At 50.4% G+C, this 23,567-nt stretch carries 19 protein-coding genes and 1 other annotated feature; of the genes, 2 read left to right on the top strand and 17 right to left on the bottom strand.

Annotated features, from left to right (window positions below; genetic code table 11):
* Positions 1 to 414: 414 nt before the first annotated feature.
* The 8 genes from H5U02_02805 to H5U02_02770 form a co-directional block, all read right to left on the bottom strand.
* Positions 415 to 1,440 (bottom strand): polyprenyl synthetase family protein, encoded by a 1,026-nt coding sequence (locus H5U02_02805; protein ID MBC7341371.1) that lies wholly within the window; start codon positions 1,438 to 1,440, stop codon positions 415 to 417.
* 157 nt (positions 1,441 to 1,597) lie between these two features.
* The gene (locus H5U02_02800; GenBank protein MBC7341370.1) at positions 1,598 to 2,200 is read right to left on the bottom strand and encodes a DUF1614 domain-containing protein; all 603 of its coding nucleotides are present in this window, start codon (positions 2,198 to 2,200) and stop codon (positions 1,598 to 1,600) included.
* Between the two features lie 237 nt (positions 2,201 to 2,437).
* Positions 2,438 to 3,193, bottom strand: a complete 756-nt coding sequence (locus H5U02_02795; GenBank protein ID MBC7341369.1) for a phosphatase — start codon at positions 3,191 to 3,193, stop codon at positions 2,438 to 2,440.
* A gap of 114 nt (positions 3,194 to 3,307) precedes the next feature.
* Positions 3,308 to 3,607, bottom strand: a complete 300-nt coding sequence (locus tag H5U02_02790) for an AzlD domain-containing protein (protein ID MBC7341368.1) — start codon at positions 3,605 to 3,607, stop codon at positions 3,308 to 3,310.
* A 2-nt stretch (positions 3,608 to 3,609) separates the two neighbouring features.
* The gene (locus H5U02_02785; GenBank protein ID MBC7341367.1) at positions 3,610 to 4,395 is read right to left on the bottom strand and encodes an AzlC family ABC transporter permease; all 786 of its coding nucleotides are present in this window, start codon (positions 4,393 to 4,395) and stop codon (positions 3,610 to 3,612) included.
* 172 nt (positions 4,396 to 4,567) lie between these two features.
* Positions 4,568 to 6,352: an acyl-CoA dehydrogenase family protein gene (locus H5U02_02780; GenBank protein ID MBC7341366.1), complete on the bottom strand. Its 1,785-nt coding sequence runs from the start codon at positions 6,350 to 6,352 to the stop codon at positions 4,568 to 4,570.
* A 163-nt stretch (positions 6,353 to 6,515) separates the two neighbouring features.
* Positions 6,516 to 7,691, bottom strand: coding sequence for an acetyl-CoA C-acyltransferase (locus H5U02_02775; protein ID MBC7341365.1), 1,176 nt, complete (start codon positions 7,689 to 7,691; stop codon positions 6,516 to 6,518).
* Between the two features lie 54 nt (positions 7,692 to 7,745).
* Positions 7,746 to 10,154, bottom strand: a complete 2,409-nt coding sequence (locus tag H5U02_02770) for an enoyl-CoA hydratase/isomerase family protein (protein ID MBC7341364.1) — start codon at positions 10,152 to 10,154, stop codon at positions 7,746 to 7,748.
* 378 nt (positions 10,155 to 10,532) lie between these two features.
* Between H5U02_02770 and H5U02_02765 the strand changes: the two genes are divergently transcribed.
* Both H5U02_02765 and H5U02_02760 read left to right on the top strand, forming a co-directional pair.
* Positions 10,533 to 10,760 carry a DUF3006 domain-containing protein gene (locus tag H5U02_02765; GenBank protein ID MBC7341363.1) on the top strand — a complete coding sequence of 76 codons (228 nt, stop codon included), beginning with the start codon at positions 10,533 to 10,535 and terminating at the stop codon, positions 10,758 to 10,760.
* A gap of 59 nt (positions 10,761 to 10,819) precedes the next feature.
* A complete protein-coding gene (locus H5U02_02760; GenBank protein MBC7341362.1) occupies positions 10,820 to 11,785 on the top strand; it encodes an MBL fold metallo-hydrolase in 966 nt (321 codons plus the stop codon).
* A gap of 4 nt (positions 11,786 to 11,789) precedes the next feature.
* Here H5U02_02760 and serS read toward each other — a convergent pair whose 3' ends face one another.
* From serS to H5U02_02715, 9 genes are all read right to left on the bottom strand, one after another.
* Entirely contained in the window at positions 11,790 to 13,106 is a 1,317-nt protein-coding gene (gene serS / locus H5U02_02755; protein MBC7341361.1) for a serine--tRNA ligase, read from the bottom strand.
* Positions 13,107 to 13,141: 35 nt separating this feature from the next.
* A complete protein-coding gene (locus H5U02_02750; protein ID MBC7341360.1) occupies positions 13,142 to 14,731 on the bottom strand; it encodes a phosphoglycerate dehydrogenase in 1,590 nt (529 codons plus the stop codon).
* 70 nt (positions 14,732 to 14,801) lie between these two features.
* Positions 14,802 to 15,968, bottom strand: a complete 1,167-nt coding sequence (locus H5U02_02745) for an alanine--glyoxylate aminotransferase family protein (GenBank protein ID MBC7341359.1) — start codon at positions 15,966 to 15,968, stop codon at positions 14,802 to 14,804.
* Between the two features lie 42 nt (positions 15,969 to 16,010).
* Positions 16,011 to 16,247 (bottom strand) — a binding site (T-box leader).
* Between the two features lie 108 nt (positions 16,248 to 16,355).
* On the bottom strand, positions 16,356 to 17,237 hold the full coding sequence (locus H5U02_02740; GenBank protein MBC7341358.1) for a DUF89 family protein: 882 nt from the start codon (positions 17,235 to 17,237) through the stop codon (positions 16,356 to 16,358).
* 30 nt (positions 17,238 to 17,267) lie between these two features.
* Positions 17,268 to 18,035 carry an HAD family hydrolase gene (locus tag H5U02_02735; protein MBC7341357.1) on the bottom strand — a complete coding sequence of 256 codons (768 nt, stop codon included), beginning with the start codon at positions 18,033 to 18,035 and terminating at the stop codon, positions 17,268 to 17,270.
* A gap of 48 nt (positions 18,036 to 18,083) precedes the next feature.
* Complete coding sequence (locus tag H5U02_02730; GenBank protein MBC7341356.1) at positions 18,084 to 19,556, bottom strand: MFS transporter; 1,473 nt, start codon at positions 19,554 to 19,556, stop codon at positions 18,084 to 18,086.
* Between the two features lie 127 nt (positions 19,557 to 19,683).
* Positions 19,684 to 21,399: an ABC-ATPase domain-containing protein gene (locus tag H5U02_02725; protein ID MBC7341355.1), complete on the bottom strand. Its 1,716-nt coding sequence runs from the start codon at positions 21,397 to 21,399 to the stop codon at positions 19,684 to 19,686.
* Positions 21,400 to 21,546: 147 nt separating this feature from the next.
* On the bottom strand, positions 21,547 to 22,680 hold the full coding sequence (locus H5U02_02720) for a fructose 1,6-bisphosphatase (GenBank protein ID MBC7341354.1): 1,134 nt from the start codon (positions 22,678 to 22,680) through the stop codon (positions 21,547 to 21,549).
* Between the two features lie 295 nt (positions 22,681 to 22,975).
* Positions 22,976 to 23,560 (bottom strand): indolepyruvate oxidoreductase subunit beta, encoded by a 585-nt coding sequence (locus H5U02_02715; protein MBC7341353.1) that lies wholly within the window; start codon positions 23,558 to 23,560, stop codon positions 22,976 to 22,978.
* Positions 23,561 to 23,567 lie beyond the last annotated feature (7 nt).

Below are 23,567 nucleotides of genomic sequence, written 5' to 3'. Positions count from 1 at the left end.
ATGGATGCCCGAGGCCGGCAACTGAGACAGGAGGTCGAATTTGCCGGGAAGTCCGCCGGAGCTTGAGGCCGAGCGCTAGTTTGGCCCGTGAGGGTTTCTGGAGCGAGCGTAAGCCAAAGCAGGCTGAAAAGTGGGGATACGCCAGGAGGCGGAGCTTGAGTAACGGACGAGTTGCAACTTCCAGCACACGGTCCCATTGGTCAAATTGTCCATTCCATCTGACCTAGCTTTGGATGGTGCAGGTTCATCCCAATGGTATATACTATCCACCCCTCAGGTCCCCCAAGGCAGCAGATTGGTATATGATGGCCGAACAAGCCAACCTTTTGCGCATTATCACTGGCCAGCTCCAGCATTCGTGCGCTGCTGGGACGGTATATTGGTAGCCATTAGAAAGGAGCGAGTAGCTGATGTTTAGCTATCGCGATCAACAATAGCGTCAGCTAGGCTTAGCATCAATTCCTTGGCCGGAGAATCATATGCTAGATCACACAGGTATTCTTTGGCTCTTTGAACACTTAGGTAGGCCTGCTGGCGACACCAATCCAGAATACCTGAATCTTGTAACATACACCTTAAATCGTACAGTATGGACTGAAATAGTTGGTGACTCTCGCCTTTTTCCTTTGTATCCCGCCATTGTTCAATCAAGCATCGGGCCTTGCTTCCCAACTGGTCATGGCTCAGCAATTTAATTATCGGGAGAGTCATTATGCCTCGCCACAAATCTTGTCCGACTGACTTTCCAGTACGAATTTGGGGAGACGCTATATCCATGATGTCATCGGTGATCTGAAAAGCGTAACCAAGGTACGTGCCAAATTGCCCCATTTTTTGTTCTTCTGCGGCCGACACACCACCAATTCTCGCAGCTAAACTACAACTAGCAGCCAATAGTGAAGCAGTCTTTTTTTCGATGCATTGCCAATAATCCTGCTCACTTGCCCCAAGATCGAAAGTTTTGATCGACTGTGCAATTTCCGCATCACACATCTGACGTATAGCGCTAGTTATTAGTTCAAGAACATTGTATTCATGATAACGGGAGAATACCTCAAAAGCTGTCGCAAAAAGGTGGTCGCCGGCAAGAACAGCCACATGATTGTCGAACCTACTATTCAAACTGGGCTGGTTCCGCCTAGTACTAGCGCCGTCAATAACATCATCGTGTACCAAAGAGGCCAGGTGAACCAGCTCGATGGCAGCTGCCAGATCAACAGCTATGGCGCTGTTAACGCCGTATAGGCTGCTGGACAAAACCACCAGGACTGGCCTCAGACGTTTACCGCTTCTAGAGACAACATAGTCGATTACCTCAGCGGTTGGTCCTGTTACCCCTGCTAAAAGCTCTCTTATTTGTCGATCAACTTTCGCCAAGAGCGGAGAGATTATGTGGTCATTCTCCAAAGCCGCCCAAAAGCTATTTGGCGCCAAGCCCATTTGCCATTGCAATCTCCAGTCTTAGTTTTCAGAAGCTGATACTCCGTTACCTGTGATCGAACCAAACATTCGACTAAGTAGCTCCTGGGCATAGTATTGCCGAAGCCGGTAAGGGCTTATCCGAGGTGGGTCAAGGAAATATGACTGGAAATGGAGGCTAGCTTAAAAGGGAGGCAACCAGAGCCACCAAGAATATGCCGTCAAAAACCCCAGCACCACCGATACTTACCACTTGCGCCTCGAGCTTCCGGATGGCTCTCAAGTTTAATAGATCCGCTCCAATAAGCGTCCCTAGCGCTCCCGCAACATAAGCTACCGGTGCAGCGTTACCGGGCGATATAAGCACGGCGGACAAAGCTGCGACCAGAGGAGGAATAAAGGTAGGCAGGGAGATCCCCACCCCCGGCACTACCCGGGCCAAGGCTTTAGATACTAAAGTAACGACTAGGACTGCTACAATAGTTCGTCCTAGCGGGGCTCGGGTAAGGAGCAAGTAGAGAGAAAAAAGAACTGGGATAATTGCCCCTCCTACGTTTATACATAACACTTGATAGCGCACTTGAGGCGGGTAGTAAAAGAAAAAAGAAAAGAAAGGAATGGCCTCGGGCTGGCGGTAGGAAACCCGGCGGCGAGAAATAGGGATATTGATCAGGCCGCCAACAACCGAGGAGGTCAAAAGCAACAGCGCCCCACCGGCAGACAATCCCAGCCGCGAGAAAGAAAAAACGGCCAAGTTTAAAAAAATGGAAGCCAACAACATGGGAACGACCAGAAAGAGAAAGAGCAGAGGCCAAAGCAAAGCGGCTACACCTCTTTGGACTGACTAGTAATTCCTCGCAGATTTATCTCATTGTAGCACTTATGGCCTCGAAGCAGAACCCCATCCCATTGTTAATCGTTGCATCGAGGGTTGGCCGCAATTGATGTTTTGGCAGGCCCCATGGCCTGCCATTTTATGTGAACGGCGGGTCTGGTAGGCCGAACCTAACAAGGTTTTCTACTTGATTTGTTCCGCCGATTCTAAAATCCCTTCTAAACGTATCCGGTGCCGCATCAAGTACTGGCGGACCCTGCCGGCAGAGCTATTAAGAATCTGGCTTTGCTCTATACCTGCAGCCATGGCAACTTCCACTGCCCGGCCACAGACGCCCACAGCCGAAAATATGTGGGCATCACTATTTAATACCACCTGCCCGCCGTGCTTCTTGACCAATCGCGCCATTAGCTCACATCGCGATTTGCTGCCAGGCCGACTAACGGAAAAAGAGTTATTATTGATTTCCAGGGCCTTGCCCAAAGCTTTGGCCACCAATACTATTTTCTCCAAGTCGACCGGGTAGTCTGGATTGCCAGGATGGACAATAAAGTGGACATAAGGGTTTCGTAAGGCAGCAATCATAGCCCACGTATTCTCTTCGATGGAGCCCCGAACGTAGCCAGTACCATCGTGGAAACCTGCTCCCACCCAATCCAACTCTCTTAGCAGCCGTTCTGGCATATCCAAGTGGCCATCTTTATCAATTATGTTTGCTTCTACACCCTTGAGGATTTCCACTCCAGCTATACATCTTGGTACTGCCCGCAGGTTAGTAAAATAGTAATAATGCGGTCCCCCCGGCATGTTGAGCCCATGATCGGTGACCGCAAGGATCTTTAACCCCTTTTCCGCCGCCGCTTCTGCCATCTCCTTAATGGTACTGTAAGCATGACCACTGGCTACCGTGTGGGTGTGAAGATCGGCTTCAAGGTGCATATGCATTCCTCCTGAAAGCCCAGCCAAATCTTAGCTTCATTATACTAACCGGGTTCGTTTTTTGGACTAACTACCCCTTATTTTGTGGTTAAGTTTTCGTTAAAGGCTCTCTGTCTAGATGAACTGAATAACTGCCATCACTATTATTCCAGCGACTAGGGTTATCAATAAGTTTTGACTCACCCAAGCCACCACCATAGTCGGTAGTGCAGCCAAAAGGTAATGGTTGTTAGCTGTCAAGTCTAAGTGTCCTTGGGGCATAAGGAGCAAAGGCGCCAACAAAGAAGACAGTACTGCAATCGGTATAAAGCCTAACCACCTTTCTACAATTGGCGGTACCTTCCAGCGGCTCAGCAGAACTAGGGGCAACATCCGGGAAAGATAAGTAACCACCGCTGCCCCAACAATCACCATCACTACTCCTTTTGACACTCTTTATGCCCCCCTTTAGTAAACCAGCGCTGAAGAATTACTCCCAAGGTAGCGGCCACTACGGTCCCACCTAAAATATTCCAATTACCGCCGACCGCCACAGCTATCCCTAGAGAAACTAAGAAAGCTACCACTGCCACCACTACCCGTAAGTGTAGCTGAAGGCTTTTATTCCGACTAGGGCTCGCTTCTACTTTGGTTTTTTCCGATGAGGGAGGCCTTATTTGCATTAGTAGAAGCGCAATAAACATGGATGCCAGCGCAAAATCAAATCCATACCGGGACGGATCGCTCCAAAAGCTTCCTACCAAGCCGCCAACCAAGGAGGATAGAACCCAAGAAAGATGAGCCCCTATGTTTAGTGCCAAGTGAAGTTTTGGACTGGCCTGGTGATTAGCATAATAGTTAAATGCTACTGCGTATGTTTCATCGGTTATTTGCCCAGCAATAACACCCAAAAACCATGATGGGCACCTCCGTAAGTACGGCGCTAGAGAAGCACTAAATAACACATGGCGCAAATTAACTAGGAACACCGTTGAGATAATACTTGAAGGCGGAATGCCGGCGGCAATCATGCCTACGGCAATGTATTGAGCAGATCCTGCGTATACAAATATAGACATAGCCACTGTTTCTGTAAGGTTGAGTCCAGCATTTCGCGCCAACACTCCGTAGGCAAAACCCAACGGCATATATCCTAAAGCTACTGGCACTGCTAGAGCTAAACCCTCAAACCAAGGGTTGCTACGAAACGTCCCCGCCCACAAACCTCCAAATCCTCTCCCTCAGAGATTTAAGAATAGCTGGAAGTGAGAATGGCTACATGGCGGTAGTATACCAGATACCAACTGCTTATCCAACCCGAAACCTGCCGCTGACGGCCAAAAAAAGGGCCTCCCAAGGGGAGGCCTATGTTGGTGGGGTGAGAGTTTAGCATTTTTAAACCACGTATTTACCAGCCTCAATAACCTTCTCGGCAATTTGCCGTTTAATACCAATGACATTAATGGGCGAGTGCGCAGTCAACCTCTCGATAGTAGCTATTCGTTTAGCTAATGTTTCAGCATCAGCCTCTATTGCCGCCATACCGTTTTTGGCGAGGGTAGCGATTCTTGGCAAAGCATCATGAACATATGCCTTGGTATAGGCAATCTTCAAGCTGGCAGCCTCTTCCCCATCGCGCTGGATAGCTTTTAATGTCCTTAATAAGGCGCTTTCCATGGCAAATAGCTCGATACCTATGTCTCCTAGGAGTCGTAGGATCTCCTGTTCTTTTTCCAGGGCAGTTCCAAACTTCTGCACGGCATTTCCTGCAACCATCAACAGCACCTTTTTAACTCGATCAGTCGCAACTTTTTCTTCCCCTAAAACGCTGCCATCCGGTTCCGCTGCCAGGGCCGCCCTAATGTCCTCGCCCAAGCGACCAATAGCTCCCATGAGGTCAAGCTCGCCTTTCATAGCTTTACGTACCATGGTGCCAGGAATAAGCAAGCGGTTAACCTCATTTGTACCTTCGAAGATGCGGTTGATGCGGGCATCACGGTAAGCTTCTTCGACCGGGTATTCGTAGGTGTAACCGTATCCGCCAAAAATCTGAACTCCTTCATCAGCCACATAATCTAAGGTCTCAGAGCCTAACACTTTATTGATGGAGCATTCAATAGCGTAGTCTTCAATAGCCTTCAACGACTGTTGGCCCGCATCCTCTGCAGTCACATCAACAGTATGCAATTTAGCATCGATCAAACCGCTAGCACGGTAGACTGCGCTCTCAGCTGCATAAGTTTTTATGGCCATATCGGCAATTTTCTCCCGAATTAACCCGAACTGGGCGATAGGAACACCAAATTGTACCCGCTCTAAAGCATACTTTACTGCTAGCTCGATTACCAGCTTACAAGAACCAACACAACCAACAGCTAGCTTTTGACGCCCGATGTCAAGAATGTTGAAGGCAACTCGGTAGCCGCGGCCAACTTCAAACAGGACGTTTTCTACTGGCACTTTAGCATCCTCAAAAATCAAGGAACAGGTAGAAGAACCTTTGATGCCCATCTTGTGCTCCTCGGCACCAATACTAAAGCCCTCGGTCCCCTTTTCTACAATAAAGGCAGTGAATTTTTCACCGTCGACCTTGGCAAACACAATAAATACATCAGCAATGGCTGCATTGGTAATGAATTGTTTGGTTCCATTAAGGATGTAATACTTGCCATCAGCACTTAAAGTAGCCTTGGTTTTGATATTCATAGCATCCGATCCAGCGCCCGGTTCGGTCAAAGCATAGGCTGCAATTTTCTTCCCCTCGGCCAAGTCAGGCAAAAAGCGCTGTTTCTGTTCCTTATTCCCAAAGTAGACTATTGGTAAACTACCAATTCCCGTATGAGCCCCAAAGGTAACACTATAAGAACCTCCCCCGTATACCAAGTACTCCGTAATCACCATGCTGCTAATCTTGTCAAGCCCTGAACCACCGTATTCTTCTGGTACATCGGCACCCAAGAGCCCTAACTCACCTGCTTCGCGAATAAGCCGCTTTAACAAATCGTAATCCTTTTCGTTAATTTGGTCGCGGTAGGGCCATACCTTCTCGAGGGTAAAGTCCATGGTGGTCTTGGCCATCATTTTATGTTCGTCAGTGAAATCTTCCGGGGTAAAGACCTTTTGGGGATCGGGCATTTCCAGTAGAAAACTTCCGCCCTTGATGATGTCTTCGTCAGCCATTTTGGTCCTCCTCTCAACATTAGGAGCCGGCCGCTGCGGGTGGCGGGCTAACCTCCGCAGCGGCTACCCCTGCAAATCCGGCGTTCCGGCAAGCGGGCTCTAATTTTTAGTTGATCCCCCGCTCGGCCTCGCCGGCACCGGAATTCCCTCCTCTTCTTAACTCCTAGATCCGTTCGAATATCCCAGCTGCACCCATCCCGCCACCAATGCACATAGTCACCATTCCATAACGAGCGTTTCTCCGGGCCATCTCGTTGAGGAGACTCACAGTCAGTTTAGCACCAGTACAACCCAGGGGATGACCTAAAGCAATGGCCCCGCCATTGGGGTTGATTTTATCCATGTCAAGTCCTAAGATACGAATTACTGCCAGGGACTGGGCTGCGAACGCCTCGTTGAGCTCAATAATGTCGATCTGGTCTACGGTTATTCCTGCCAGCTTAGCAGCTTTGGGAATGGCTACCGTGGGTCCGATGCCCATAACATCGGGGTCCACTCCACCCACCGCAAAGGAGCGGAAAACCGCCATGGGTTTGAGGCCTAATTGCTGGGCTTTCTCGGCCGACATCACCATCACCGCAGCCGCAGCATCATTGGTCTGGGAGGAATTGCCAGCGGTAACAGTTCCGCCTTGCTTGAACACGGGTTTGAGCCGGGCTAGAGCCTCCATGCTAGTATCCCGGCGAACACCTTCGTCAGTGTCAAAGACGATTTCCTTGGTTTCCACCTTGTCGCCGATAAAGTCAAATTGCTTGACAGTCAAGGGGACAATCTCATCCTTAAACTTGCCTTCGTCCTGGGCCTTGGCTGCCTTTTGATGTGAGGCCAAGGCAAAAGCATCCTGGTCTTCGCGGCTAATATTGTAGCGCTCCGCTACTCGTTCAGCCGTTAGACCCATACCCATATAAGCTTCAGGCAAGTTCTCTGCCAGCCAGGGATCAGGTACCTGCTTATTGCCACCCATTGGCACTAGGCTCATGCTTTCCACGCCACCAGCAATGCAGATCTCGGCAAAGCCACACATAATCTTTTCGGCCGCAATGGCAATAGCTTGTAAACCTGAGGAACAGAAACGATTTACAGTCTGGCCTGGCACGGAGGTGGGCAGCCCGGCTCTTAGTACCAGGATTCGCGCCAGATTCATGCCCATTTCCGCTTCAGGAAAAGCGCAGCCAATAATAACGTCATCGATTTCCTCGGCCTTTACAGCCGGTACCCGCCTCAGGAGGTCTTGGATTACAGCTGCCCCCATATACTCCGGCCGGGTATGCCGCAACGTTCCTCGGGGTGCCCTCCCGACCGCGGTCCTAGCCCCAGCAACAATAACCGCTTCTCGCATGTTATCCCTCCTATCGTCTCAAACCAGGTAGCCGATCTCTGACTCAACTCATGCTCAATTTCGGAGCGGTCTGTTGTTCATCAGCATGTATTGCATCCGCTCTTGGGATTTAGGCTCCCCGACCAAGCTCAGGAACGCCTCCCGCTCCAGATCCAGCAGGTACTGCTCGGTAACCATGCTCTTATACGGGATAAGCCCGCCACAGAGCACATAGCCAATCTTCTCGGCAATCTTCACGTCATGCTCAGTGGCATAACCACCCCAGTTGAGGGTCCTTACAAATACCTTGCAGGCAGCATAGCCAGTCTCGCCAGCAACCATGATTTTCTTAGGCTCTGGAGGCACAAATCCCATTTGCGCCATAGCTAGCACTGCCTGTTTGGCATCGTGGATTAAATGATCTCCGTTTACCGATACTCCATCGCTTTTGCGGAATAAGCCTAGTTTCTGAGCTTCCCTGGCACTGGTGGCCACCTTGCCCATAGCGATAAGTTCCATAGCTTTAGCTACGTAAGGAATAATGTCGACGTTTTGAACTCCTTCCGGAATTCCTTCCATCATCCGAATTAATACTTCCTTATTGCCGCCCCCACCTGGCAATAACCCTACGGCTACCTCTACCTGCCCAACGTAGGTTTCGGCATCGGCCTGGACTCGGTGGCAATGCAGGCAGATCTCACAACCACCGCCCAAAGTCATGCGGAAAGGAGCGGCTACCACCGGCTTCGAGAAGTACTTGATTGCCATGCATGCGTCCTGGAAACTCTTAACCGTCTTTTCTAGCTCATCCCAGGCGCCGTTTTGAGCCGCCACCAGTACCAAGAAGAGGTTGGCTCCGACGCAAAAGTTCTTGGCCTGGTTGCCGATGACCATCCCTACAAAGTTTTTGTCCACTTCCTCCAGGCTTTTCCATATCATCTCAATGAAGTCGGCGGTTATGGCTTGGTTGGGGGAATGCATCTCCAAGCAAGCAACCCCATCGCCAAGATCAATCAGGCTAGCATCCGAATTCTTTATAATTTCCTTGTTCTGTTCCTTGAGGTGAGGCAAAATAACGACTTCGGGCAAGAAAAGAACCGGTTGATAGGACCTAGTCCGATGATCGAAGTAGTATAGTTTTCCGTTTTCCTTTCTATAGAAGCTGTCATATCCCGAGTCGAGAAGGGTCTCAACCAGCGGCGGAATGGTCTCGCCTTCACTCCGCATCCGGTCGAGCGTTTTTCTAACCCCTATCAGATCCCACTGTTCAAAGGGTCCCAGTTCCCAAGCAAAACCCCAGCGCATGGCTCGATCAATACTGACAATATCATCAGCAATCTCCCCCACCTTGGAGGCTGCATATAGGGCTGCTTTTTTGGTGACAAACCAAGCAAACTGGCTGTATTTATCCTCACCCCAGATTAGAGTATTGAGCTTGTCCTTCATATCGCTTCGAGCTTTGGCAGCCGAAACGATATCCAGCTTGGCCTTTTCTCTGGGACGATATTCCAACGTGTTATAATTTAGAGCCAAGGTCTCGCGTCCCGCCTCAGTCTTTTTACGCTGGTAAAACCCTTTGCCTACTTTATCCCCAAGCAGACCAGCATCCAGCATTTTTCTCAAAAGCTCTGGGACCTCAAAAGCTGCCTTCTCAGCTGGGTCGCTGACACCATCATGAACGTTGCCAGCTACATGAACAAAAGTATCTAACCCAACCATGTCCAAAGTCCGAAAAGAAGCGCTGTTGGGATGACCCATCACTGGGCCCGTCAAGGCATCTACCTCTTCGATAGTCAATCCTTGCCGGATCATTTCCCGGATAGTCTCGAGCATGGCAAAGGTACCAATGCGGTTAGCAATGAAGTTAGGTGTATCTTTGGCAATCACAGTTCCCTTACCCAGCACCTTTTGGCAGAACTCACTCATGAATTCCATTACTTCCGGCAAAGTATCCTGGCAAGGGATAAGTTCCAAGAGCTTCATGTAGCGAGGCGGGTTGAAAAAATGAGTCCCCAGGAAGTGTTGCCGGAATTCCAGCGACCGGCCCTCGGCCATAGCATTGATAGAAATTCCTGACGTATTGGAGGAGACAATGGTCCCGGGCTTCCGGTACTTTTCTACCCTCTCGAACACCTGCTTCTTAATGTCCAGCCGTTCTACTACCACCTCGATGATCCAGTCTACTTCCCCTAGCCATTCCATATTGTCCTCCAAGTTGCCAGGTGTGATTCGATCAGCATATTCAGGTACATACAATGCTGCTGGCTTGGCCTTAACGACATTCTCCTTCCCAGCAATTGCAAGGCGGTTTCGGAAGGCAGGACTTTCCTTGCTGAGTCCCTTTTTCTTGTCTTCTTCGCTAAGTTCTGGTGGTACAATATCCAAGAGGTAGCATGGAATGCCTACGTTGGCAAGATGCGCGGCTATGCTAGCGCCCATTACTCCAGCGCCCAGTACCGCAACCTTCTTGATCTTACGCCCCATCACTTGACCTCCTTTTACATGGAAGTTTAGATGTACAGAAAAGTCTTTCCTCCGTACAGTTTCTGGACTATTGGTCTATTCATCCCTCCCCCACCGGTAACAATTTTGTTCTTATCATCACAGCTGTAAGCAAAGGTAGATAGCACTTACAATCAGAAACTCGGTCCTGGTGAATGAGGATTCATTCAGATTAATACGTTTTAATTATACGTAAATTTGCGTCTTTGCGTCAAGACATAATTAAGCCATTTTTATAATAACTCTTTTGGCCCCAGTCTGTGGATCACAGGCTAGCCCAACGTATATAATGGTACTTGGTACGCTCACTCTTCTTCGCCCTTGGTCATAACGGAAGACTAGTAGGAAAGGAAACGTCTTATGGAAACGCCTTCCCAGAAAACAGCCAAGATAACCGTCGATAGATTCGAAGGTGATTGGGTAGTAGTAGAATACCGGTCTAACTGTTTCAATCTTCCTCGCCAGCTACTCCCAGCTGGGGCAAAAGAAGGCCATGTCCTGGAAATAACGTTACTAATAGACCAAAAGACCACTGCCGCCAAGAGATTAAAGGCAGAACACTTGCTAGCTTCACTTTTCCAAAAGTAACCGTTACAAGGATGGTCAATTTGTTTGCGAACTTATGTAAACCTCGAACGACGGCCTGGATGATTCTCGCCCTCCTGGTAGCCCTAGCTTTTGGTCTAAGCGGGTGTCAAGCTCTAAGTAACAGTCCGTCACCCCAGGGCAGCTTTAAGCCCGCAACGGACTTGGCTGATTTGCCTAACAATCAAGGCCAACTTCGGGTTACGTTTCTGGACGTTGGCCAAGCCGACAGTATTCTGGTTCAGTTGCCTAACCAGAAGGTGATGCTGGTTGATGCCGGTAGCAATGAGGACGGTCCAAGGGTAATAAGTGAGTTAAAAAGAGCCGGGGTAAAACAAATTGACTACTTGGTAGGTACGCACCCGCATGAGGACCACGTCGGGGGAATAGATGACGTCATCCGAGCATTCCCAATAGGTACTGTAGTAATGCCCAAAGTACCTCATACCACTGACACTTACTTGGATGTGCTCCGGGCATTAGAGGCAAAGAAGCTGAAGGTCGCTCCGGCCGGGGCTGGGTTAGTACTTTTAAACGAACGCGTGCCTTTAAAGCTACCCGCCCAGAGCCCTGTCAGTGGCCCCCGTGACCTTCTGCTAAGGGTCCAGCTGCTGGGACCAGTAGGTTCGAAGTATGAAGACCTCAATAACTGGTCTGCTGTTGTCCGCGTCCAGTACGGGGAGACAGTGTTCCTGCTAATGGGGGATGCCGAAGCTACCGCCGAAAGTGAAATCCTCGCCGCCGCCAAGGCCGCTCGCTACGGATTTACTAGCCGAGATCTACGGGCCAACGTCTTAAAAGTCGGTCACCACGGCAGCAGCTCGGCCTCCACCAAAGCCTTTTTGGAGGCAGTGCAGCCGGAGTATGCGGTCATTTCTGTAGGAGCACATAATGATTATGGGCACCCTCATCGAAAAACTTTAAGTCGCATCCGAGCCATGGGAACCCGGGTACTGCGCACAGATGAGGACGGAACCATAGTTTTCCTTTCTGACGGCAGAAAGCTTACCTATACAGTCAGCCAATAGGCCTTTAGGCCGTGGTGTTTTCAATGCGTTCCAAGCCACCCATGTAGACCCTCAGGACTTCGGGAACAACTACTGAACCGTCTTCCATCTGATAATTCTCCAGAATGGCCGCTACCGTCCGTCCAACTGCTACACCGGAGCCATTGAGCGTATGCACAAATCTTACTTTGCCACGCTCCTGGTCTCGGTAGCGAATGTTGGCCCGACGGGCCTGGTAGTCTTCAAAATTGCTACAAGAGGAGATCTCGCGATAATCGTTGCTAGAAGGCAGCCATACTTCCAAGTCATAAGTTTTGGCCGCAGAAAAGCCCAAATCCCCGGCGCACAGCGCTACCACCCGATAAGGGAGCCCCAGAAGCTGCAGCACTTCTTCCGCATCTTGAGTAAGTTTCTCCAGCTCCGCATAAGAATCTTCCGGCTTGGTGAACTTGACTAGTTCCACCTTATTGAACTGGTGTTGGCGGACAAGTCCCCGAGTATCACGTCCTGCCGCTCCCGCCTCAGCCCGAAAACAAGCGCTATAAGCCACGTGATAAATAGGCAAGTCTTCCTCGCTTAAAATCTCTTCCCTATAGAGATTAGTAACAGGAACTTCAGCAGTAGGAATGAGAAAGTACTCGGTTTTTTCTACTTTAAACGCCTCTTCCTCAAATTTTGGCAGTTGCCCGGTACCGATCATGCTGTGGCGATGCACCATGAAAGGCGGAAAAATCTCGGTATATCCGTGCTTCTGGGTGTGGAGGTCGAGCATGAAATTGATTAAGGCTCTTTCTAGGCGAGCCCCATCCCCTTTGCTAAAGCTAAAGCGCGAACCGGTCACCTTTCCCGCCCGCTCGAAATCTAAAATATCAAGCGCCTCGCCGATTTCCCAGTGCGGCCGAGGGGGGAAGGTAAACCTCCTCGGCTCGCCCCAGTAGCGGATCACTTGATTATCCCGATCCGATGCACCATCTGGTACCGTCTGGTGCGGAATATTAGGGATCCTTAGCAACTGCTGGCGTAGGCTCTCCTCAATCTCACCAATTTGGTTGTCCAGTTGCTTTATACGCTCGCCCACCTCGCGCATCTGTTGGCGCATATTATCGATCTCAGCTTCAATCTCAGGACGCTGGGTTGGATCTTGGTCGTATTGCTTTTTAAGCCGGGCAATCTTTTGCGAAACAAGGTTGCGTTGGCTCTTTAACCTTTCCGCTTCGACCAGCAGTTCCCTTCTTTTCGCATCCTGCTCCAAGAACCCGTCTAGGGCTACAGTTTCGCCCCTGCGCTTTAGAGCTTGACGGACTATTTCTGGGTTTGATCTTATCATTTTAATGTCCAACATGTCCCCAGCCTCCCTCGCGCCCTAAGAAACCTTTTCTACAAGTAAACATACCGTACACCGAACACCCCTGGTATTTTCTTTATCTCCTCCAAAGTGGCAGCCGGTACCGGTGAGTCCAACGATAAAAGCATAACCGCGCGCCCACCAATAGTCTTCCGTCCCACCTGCATGCCGGCAATGTTAATATCGTGGGCACCAATGAGATTGGCCACAGGGCCAATAATCTTGGGTTTATCAATATGAGGCACCACCAGCATATGACCCTGCGGAACTGCATCTACGCTATAGCCATCAATCCTGACTATTCGAGGCTCTTTATTGCTAAGCAAGGTTCCAGCAAGTGAGCGCTCCTCACCTTCCTTGCCCTTAACCACCAAAGTGATTAGGTTGGCAAAGTCCTCCATTTGGACTGATTTCTTCTCAGTAACCAAAAGGCCCCGGCTTTTCGCCACTACAGGAGCGTTAACATAATTTACCGCATCCTGGAGCATAGGACGCAAAAAGCCCTTAAGCAGAGTATTGGTAATAGGGGTGGTTTCCAAGGAAGCCAATTCACCATTATATCGAACCTCAATAGCCTGGATATTGTCTTCCACAATTTGGGCCATGAACCGCCCTAATCTCTCTGCCAAGTCTAAGTACGGGCTAATAGCTGCCATTAATTCCGGTTTCACCGTGGGAATGTTGACCGGGTTTTTAGCTGGTTCGCCCCTGAATACTCGCAAGAAGTCTTCAGCCACTTCTATGGCCACACCCACCTGGGCTTCCTCGGTCGAAGCACCTAAATGGGGAGTCACCACTACCGAATCCATCTCAAACAGGGGGCTATCGGTGGCCGGCTCATGTTCAAATACGTCAATGGCGGCTCCGGCTACATGCCCCGACTTGAGGGCCTTAACTAGGGCCTCTTCGTCGATAATTCCACCCCTGGCCACATTCAGAATTCGAACCCCCGGTTTAGTCTTAGCTAATTGTTCTTCTCCAATCATATGAAAAGTGCTAGGGCTTAAAGGCAGATGAACTGACAAGAAATCAGCCTCGGCTAAGACTTCTTCAAAAGAAACCAATTTTACTCCGATACGCTCTGTCCATTCTTGAGAAACATACGGATCATAGCCGATGACTTTCATCTCCAAGGCTCGGGCCCGCTTGGCTACCTCACTTCCGATCTTACCCAAGCCGATTATTCCCAATACCTTGTTTCGGAGCTCTACCCCCATGAATCGCTTTCTTTCCCATTTGCCCATGCGCAGCAAACGATCAGCTTGGGGAATGTTGCGAGCAAGCGCTAACATCAGACCTATAGTGTGCTCCGTAGCGGCAATGGTGTTGCCTTCAGGTGCATTTACTACCACTACCCCCTTTTCAGTAGCGGCAGAAACATCTATGTTATCGATGCCTACACCCGCTCGACCAACAATCTTCAACTTGTTGGCCGCCTCAAATATCCGCCTAGTTACCTTAGTCTCACTGCGCACGATCAGCCCGTCATAATCGCCGATGATGCTGACCAACACGTCCTCGGGCTGTTTAGTCCGGACTTCTACCTGTACTCCCGCATTTCTCAACATTTCAATTCCCTTATCAGAAATAGGATCGCTAACTAGCACCTTGAAGCTATTCATATCAGCCATCTCGCTCCTTCAGCAGTTTCTACCGGATAAATGATCTGGTTAAGCACTTTTTCACAAATTGCTAATTGCTTTGGGCTATTACTTCCTGGGCTGCCCTCACCCCTGCTCCTCTCTCAATGGTTAACCCGCACTCCTCAAGGACTAGTTCCAGCGCCGCTATGGCAGCTAGCAAATCAGTAACCTGCACGTATCCTAAGTGCCCGATGCGAAAAGTAGTATCTTTAAGTTTACCTTGTCCGCCGGCGATAACTACGTTGTACTTCTCTCGCATCAACCTAGTAATAGTACCAGGACTAATTCCTGACGGAGCCCTAACTGTAGTCACGGCAGGAGAAGCTACTGCATCGGAAGCAACTAGCTCGAGTCCCAATGCCCTTACCCCAGCTCGAACCATAGCCCGATAGAGTGCATGGCGCTCCTGCGCCTTGCTTAGCCCCTCCTCTTTTAGCATCTTTAACGCCTCATAAAGCCCGTATATAGTAGCTACGGCTGGCGTAAAGGGGGTTTGCCCAATGCTGTAGAATTCCTTATAAGCCTTAAAATCAAAGTAGAAGCGGCTGTTGCGACACGCCTCTATCCGTTCCCAAGCCCGGGAACTAACGCTAACCATGGCCAAGCCTGGCGGGATCATAAAGGCCTTTTGAGCTCCGGTTATGACAACATCTAAGCCCCACGCATCGGTTTTGATGTCAGCGGCTACCATACCGCTTACCGAGTCCACAATCAACAAGGCCGGATGATCCCCGCGGGCTTTGCTGATGGCTTCCAGGTCATTGAGCACGCCAGTCGAGGTCTCATTGTGCTGGACCAAAATAGCTCTGATCTCATGACCCTGATCCTCTGCCAGCCGCCGAGCAATATCATCTGGATTAGCAGCCGTGCCCCATGGGTAGTCTAGTACTTCCGCTTGTACCCCATAGGCTTTGCAAATCTTGGCGAAACGCTCGCCAAAGGCACCAATACTGATTACCAGCGCCTTATCCCCTGGGGAAAGGGTGTTAGCCACGGCCGCCTCCATGCCGCCCGTCCCCGAGCAGGTAAGGATCAGTACATCATTTTGAGTCTGAAAGATCTCCTTTAGCTCCCCCGTAATTTCCTCCAGCATAGCCTTGAAAGCTGGGCCCCGATGGTTGATCATGGGAGCACCTATGGCGCGCAACACCCTAGGGGGAATCGGTGTAGGGCCCGGCAATAGGAGAATCTGGCTTTCTGACCTTGCTGTCCCCATTTTAGATCTACCTCCTTTAGTTCAAAAACCCCTCGCCCCATACGTAGGGACGAGAGGTTTTCTCCCGCGGTACCACCCTCGTTGACCCAGGCACAAGCTACCTCAACCTGGATCCCCTCTCGATGCATAACGGACATCACCGGATAAACTTATTCCCTCTCCAGGGACTTCGTTTTCCCCTTTGGGGTGCCTTTCTGCAGGCTCGGGTTGGTTTGCACCAGCCACCAACTCTCTGCTGATACCGAGTCCGTGCTTACTCCTCCCCAGCATCGGGTTCACCCATGAATTTAGCATAGATGATAACATATTTAACTACGATAGACAACGCCGAGGAATAACTCGGCGGCCAACCTTTCCAGCTTTTCCTGCAAGGCCTACCCTGGCCCCTTAACCTCTCGACTGGTCTTCCCTATGTTCTTTAATGACTAAATCCCCCACCTTGCAGCCAATATCTCGAGCAATTATCGGACACTTAGCCTTGAGCAAAAAGAAGATATGCTGCTTGGCATCGCTGAGAGTCTCATAATTGGCTTGCCCCTTGGCAATAACCAAATCAACCATTTCAAATCGGCGGCGGAATTCTGGTGAGCAGTCGGCTAGGATAGTTCCCGGAGCGTCAGATCCGTTATCAATAACTGGATACTGTTCAGTTATCTCTGCTGCCTTGGCATCCTCCATGGTAGCATCATTTAAAGTTGGGCGCCCTTTGACCACCACCGTGATGGCGGGCCGGCCTAGCCGCTTGAGCTCACCCAGTAGCAAGCGGTCAAAGACAATTTCTCCCGCATTATCAGCCAGATATAAAATTGTTTGGGCTCTGGCTGCTGCCTCCCGAAAACGATTCAGTGCCACTTGATCCAGGTCAGCCTGGAAACACTCTTGGACGGCCTCAAGAAAGGTGTCAACCTTCAAGTCCGCGTTAACGCCAAAATCAATTACGTTTCCAATAATAGCTATTCGAACCGCAGCTCCAAATCGATCATCGGCCTGCTCGACCCGGCTTTGGAGCTCGGGATAAATGGATAGGGCAAGCTTGGTGAAGTCCCGTTTTACCTGGGCATACGGGTCTACCTGATTGACAACTGAAACTAGCTCTCCCTGCACGGCCTGGATTGCAGCAGGAGGAGGCTGGCACCAATCAATCTTGCTTAAAAGAAGGAGCACTTGGCGAAGCACTTGTTCCTGAATTGCAACATCCTCGGTAACCAACCTGGTTCCGCCCAAGGCTTGGCGAATTATACAAGGAATACATTCTAGATCCATCTGCAAGTAGTCCAGCTCCCCTTCCGTACAAAAAGCTCAGGAACCAACCGGCGAGATCATAGCGGCGCTAGCAATGACTACATCGGTCCACCCAGAGAATTCTTCTTGGGTGAAGGCACCAGTTAGGACGCCTACCGTCAATCCTACCCCTGCTGCCTTCCCCATCCGCATATCCAGTATTGAATCACCCACTACAGCACACTCATGCGGGCTAATGCCTAAACGACGGCAAGCCAGCTCAACCATGTCAGGCGCAGGTTTGCCATCTGATACTTCATCGCGGCAAGCGTACGCGGTTATATAGGGATCCAGTTTAGCTGCTACCATGAGTTGCCGAGCGCGCTCAAGGCTGTCGTTGGTAGCTAGGGCTACTTGGCACCCTTCCTCGGCCAGTCGCCGCAGCATTTCCGGTACTCCGGGAATGGGTATTGCCTGCCACTCCACCCCCAACTCCTGATCGCATGCAGAAAAGGCCTTTAGCACCTTATTCATGGCTTCGTCCCAAGGTAACCCCAGGTCTAAATATAAGACCGTGCTTACCGCTGCAGCCGTTTGCTCCCGAGTACCCAGCACGATGGGACTACGCCTCATTACCCAGCACTTTTCTCCAGCCGTAGCCCACCCCATAGCCTGCGCCACCCGCAAAGATTGTTCAGGTCCTAGCGATATTTCGCGACTCAGAAATTCCAAGCGTCGCTTAATTAAACGTGGCCAGATGGCAAAAGTATCGAGCAAGGTTCCATCTTTGTCAAAGATGATAGCTTTACATTCATGGAAGTATGTTCCAAACCGTATTAAGGCCATGTCCACTTTCCACCAGTTCCAACTTTCATGGCAGTAATTGACTTGCCATCAGCGGTGGGCAACCTCTAAGCTTGGTTTGGATGCATTTGAATCGGCAGTGTCGGGCATGTCACCCCGCAACAGGGAAATGCCAGCCGCTACCAAGCTTATCACAAACGATATCATGAAAGCTAGGTGTAGACTATGAACAAAGCCACCAACAGCCGCCTGATCTACAGTTATCCCCGTATGGGCAAAGAGTCCTTGCATAACTTGGGCATTAACGGAGGAAGCCGTTAGGGCCATGGTCATGGCTATGCTGACCAGCATACCGGCATTGTTCATCATGGTGCGCGTTCCCGCGGCTATGCCTCGCCTTTCAGCCGGGACAGCCCCCATAATAGCGTTGGTGTTGGGAGAAAAGAATAGTCCCGATCCTGCCCCCATTATTAGCATCCAGATTACGATTTCTGCCATGGAGGTCGTAGGCTGAAGTCGAGTCAGACCTAGGAGGCCTATGGCCGAAATAGCTAAGCCAGCTGAGCTTAGCCCTCTTGAGCCTAAGCGATCCGATAGCATTCCACTGAGCGGACCTACTACCATCATTACCAACGCAAATGGAGTCATGGCTATTCCAGCCTGGAGGGGCGACAAGCCCTTTACCCCCTGAAAGAAGAAAATCAGCAAAAAAGTAACTGCCCCTCTGGCTAAACCATTTAAGAAGTTGCTGGCATACGCTGCCGCAAGAAAGCGGTTTCTGAAGAGCGTTAGATCCAGCATAGGCTGATCCACACAGTTTTCAATCCAAATAAACAAGGCCAGCAAGCCAAGCCCGACCAACATGGCTGACACAATGGGAAAGCTCAGCCAGCCAATCATGCTGCCAAAAGTCAAGCCTACCAGAATAGCCAGTAAACCTAAGGTGAAGCTTATCGTCCCTGGCCAGTCAAAGCGTTGGCCCTCCGGTAAACATACCAACTCTCGCAGCCGAGTGCCTGCCCAAACCGTCCCCAATACACCTAAGGGAACGTTAAACCAGAAAACCCAACGCCAACCCATGGAGGTAAGGAACCCTCCCAGAATCGGCCCTACCACCGATGCGGCCGAAATGACCATAGCATTTACGCCCAAAGCCTTACCCAGCTCACCCCTAGGAAAAGCATCGGTAACGATGGCGGTACTATTAGCGAGCATTAGAGCCCCACCCACCGCCGATAACGTGCGCGCCACCAGCAGCTCGGTTCCAGTACGAGCCCACCCACCCAAGAATGACATTAAGGTAAATATGCCAAAGCCCCATACATACAAGCGTTTTCTGCCAAATATGTCTGCCACCCGGCCGATGGATGGGACCAGAATAGTTATGGCCAGCATGTACCCCATAATGACCCAGATTACAACTTCCATGCTTGCGCGCAATTGGTGAGCAATTTCTGGCAAAGCGATCATCAGGGTGCTACCGTTTAAGACCGATAGCAGTGCACCCACAGTAGTACAAGATAGAGCTATCCACTTATAACCTGGCCCTACCCTTGAGCCAATTTCTTTAGTCAATCGTTACCCCTCCTTCCGCACAGTGATCAAAAAGAAGCTTCGAATACGAAGCATTAACTGAATGCATATCCTAGAGTAAGTGGTACGTCATGTCAAGGGCGTCGGTTTGCAAGAATTAAGCTTGCCGGACCTGCAAGCGGCGAAAACGGTTGACGGCTGCTGCTATTTCAAAGCGGCGAGGCATAGCGTATTCGCCGGGATGCTGACCCCGAAAAGGGGAAATAATTTCTAAACCATGATCCCGACAGTCTTTTAGGAGGGCATCCAAAACCTGGCTCAAGGTTCTACTGCCATCAATGTAGTGACGGTCCACAGCATAGCGTATCATGGCCGCAATGGCGTTGGCCTGAGCTGGGTCCACCAGTTGTTCTAGGTTGCTTAAATCCAGCTCCTCGTGCCCCCAAAGCACCACATCTGTTCCCTTGGCTTTGACTTTGTGCCGGGAGTCCAAACCAAAACTAGCTGGCAGCGGAATGCGCGACCTAACGGACATAGGCTGGTTGGGTTCAAGCTGGCGGCCAGTAGGCTCAAGTTTTGCCACTTCCCGTGCCCGATCAGTAACATCGTAAGGCAAGAAGTTTTGCATCATTAATACCCGGTCAGCAACATCTAAGTAGTCTCCAGCCCCACCGATAACTAGGATGCTAGAGACCCCAAAGTTGTGGTATAGCTCTCGTACCCGGTCAATAAAAGGCGTGATCGGTTCGTTGTTCTTTGGTACCAGCCGCTGCATCCTGCTATCCCGCAACATAAAATTAGTGGCGCTAGTATCCTCGTCCAGAAGTAGCAATTTAGCCCCAGCTTCTAAGGCTTCGATAATGTTGGCAGCTTGGGATGTGCTCCCGCTGGCGTTGGGAGTAGAAAAATTTTCAGTGCCTTGACCAAAGGGTAAGTTATTGATAAAGGAGCTAATGTCCACACCGCTTACGCTGCGTCCGTCTTCAGCTCGGATTTTCACAGCATCGCCCACGGTAATCGCCAACTCACGCCCATCACCAGGAATGTGATTATATACCCCACGTTCAATAGCCCTTAATAGGGTAGACTTGCCGTGGTAGCCTCCTCCCACAATTAAGGTAACTCCGGCAGGTATGCCCATCCCAGTCACCTCGCCCCGGTTAGGAAGCTTCAGGCTGACCTTGTATTCCTCTGGAGCACGAAACGAAATAACTCTCCCCTGGCGCAGAGGTCGGTCGCTAGCACCACTTTCCCGGGGCAATATCGATCCGTCGCCAATGAAAGCCACCAAACCCAACTTTGGCAATTGGCTCCGCACGAACTCGGCATCTTCTACGTTTTCTACGTGCTTACGTACTTGTTCGGCGGGTAGATTACGGTAGAGCAGGCTAGCTTCCACCAATCTCGGAACTAGGTCACAAAGGATGCTAATGGCCGCCCGCCCCAAGATGCGCCGCCCCGCCGCCGGCAAACCAACTACAAATCTTGCCTCAACCATATCTTCAGTGACGCGTACCGAAGTCCTCTCGAGCACTTCCTGGCCACAGCGTTGGATGGAAACCATACCGCTATGACCGGTACCCTGGCGATTCCCAGCACTTCGTCGAGAGATCTCCGCAAACGCTCTGGTGAGATAATCCTCTAGACCCAAACGCCGCGCGCGATTGGCCCAAAGTTCCGCCGGAAATCCTGCTACCCTCTGGCTAACGCGGGCCCTAAGGCGCGACGGCGGCGCAAATGGGTCGCTCTGCGCATGGTCAACATATAACGTAAAGAAACCAAAGTCATAAGCCCCCTCAATATCCTGGTAAGCTTTATAACCTTTGCCATCAATACTGGCTAGCCGTAACCTCAAGTCTTCGCGACCGGATATCCGCACCAGCTTGCCCTCTCCTTCCGCCTATTTGATTAACTGCAGCCAGTTACTATTTTAACCAAAATTACCGGACCAAAAGAAAGGCCCCGGCCTCCTGTACCGACCAGGGCCATTCTTGCCCTTAAAGAACGCCACAATTAAGTTTTATCTGCCCTTACCACCAGCCACCTCGCGCAGCGGTTTATCCTCTTCCCCAATAGGCATAAACCGATTCGCCAGCTTGCGTAATACTTCCGGCATGGTGGTATATTCCATCTCCCCCAACCCTAAACGGTGGGGCTCAAATGGGCCCAAGCGCCTCAGATAATCAGCGACTTCATTAGCAGTTTGGCGAGCCCGATCAAAGGCCGGATCAGCAAAAAGATCTTGGGGCCCGACCAGCTTGCCATTGGCAATTTGGAACCCTAAAGCTACAACCCGGGGTGGGCCATCAAAGCGAGTAGGTGTGGATTGATCTACCGATACTGGCATCAATGGCCCATGGTGCGAACCCCGCATCCATCCTGCAACCAGGTGAGGGAAACTGAAGGGTTCTAGAACCTCTCCTAAAGCAGGAAGACCGCTCTGGCAGCGAACAATTAGCACCGGGTCGTCTTTTCCCACGTAACGGCCAGCCATAAGATTGAGACGCTGGGTGCTAGAGCTAGCAGCAATTTCGCCGTTCTTAGTGTAGACTGCCTTAATACAATAATGCCCAGGAGCACCTATGAACACCAATAAGTCATAAATTTCCTCCGGCGTGTTAAACAGCACTTTTTGGCTATTAATTAAGTCATGTACCTCAAAGCAGAACCCTTCGTGCATTTTGGGATCTATAACTAATCCAATAGTATTAAAGGGGTCGGCAAACATTTTATAAAGCGGCAGGTTCCAAGCTCCAGGCTCAGTCTTGTCAGCCATAAACACTACTACCGGCTCGCTCTTTCGTTCTTCGAATTCCATCTCTGCTACTCCAGGACCCATGCCCTTGACATTTCCAGAAAAAGCATCACTTAACAGATCTTGCCCGGCCCCATATAGTTTCAGCTCTTTGGCCGTGCTAGTACAGGCAGTAAACGTATTCCAAGCTAACTCATGAATCCGGGCATCATCCATTCCATATTTATGGGTCATTATCAAATTTAAATCGTCTCCAACATGGGTAACATAATAATCAACCAGTAGATCGCTGGCGCTGAGGACTTCCTGGGCGCGCTCTATCAATGCTGGGTGCACTCCTGAATGGCCCACGTAACCACCTACGTCAGCCTTTATAACTGTAAGCGTTATTTTGCTCAAGCTTCATACCCCCTAAACTCAACAAGAAATGTGTTATACTATATGTTTTTCTATTCGATATAGGATAACCTTTTCCTGTCATCGGGGGAATTTTTTTGCTTAAAATGGACAGCGGCCAATATCACTCTGGCTTTGTTTCCGCTGCGTTTGTGGGATAGATGAGAACGCCGGAACCGCCGCAACTGACGAACCAGCACTTTTTGGACGATGGTAGAAAAACCCCTGCACATAGGTGAAGGGGCAAATAGTTCCTTAGGGTTGCAAATCTAGTTATCGATTTTTGAAAGCGACTAGATTAAGCAGTGCTTTCTAAGGCCCAGCCTCGTCCAAAGGCTTTTAGATTCACTTCCCGAGTGCTAGGGGGAACAGCCTCGGCGATCACTTCCTCCCACAGGGTCCGCGGGAACCCTAAAGAAGGAGCAAGAATGCCCAGAAGCACTAGATTCATAGATCGAGGGGAACCGCATTCAGTCGCTAGCTTTACGGCCTGCACGACGCGAAGTTGGTGGAGCTGGCAACATAGTTGGCCAATTATACCAGCCGGGTATACGGCCTCCCCGGCCAAGACCGGTAAAGGCATGACTTCCTGATCGTTGACAATCATCCACCCCTGGGAGCTCAGATAAGGAATCCACCGAGCTGCCTCCAATTTCTCAAAGGCTATAATCGCATCCACTTGCCCCCTGGAAACAACTGGCGAAGAAACTGAAGAGCCCAAACGAACCTGAGTAACTACGCCACCTCCGCGCTGAGCCATGCCATGAATCTCGGAGACTTTGGCAGCTAATCCAGCCTTAACTCCCACCTGGGCTAGTATTTTGCCAGCTAGGACTGTACCCTGGCCGCCTACCCCTACCAAGAGTATATCTTTTTTGCTTATCCTCTCT

The sequence above is a fragment of the Clostridia bacterium genome (assembly GCA_014360065.1).
Taxonomy (GTDB): Bacteria; Bacillota; DSM-521; order Neomoorellales; family JACIYF01; genus JACIYF01.
This window is presented reverse-complemented; position numbering and strand designations above follow the sequence as displayed.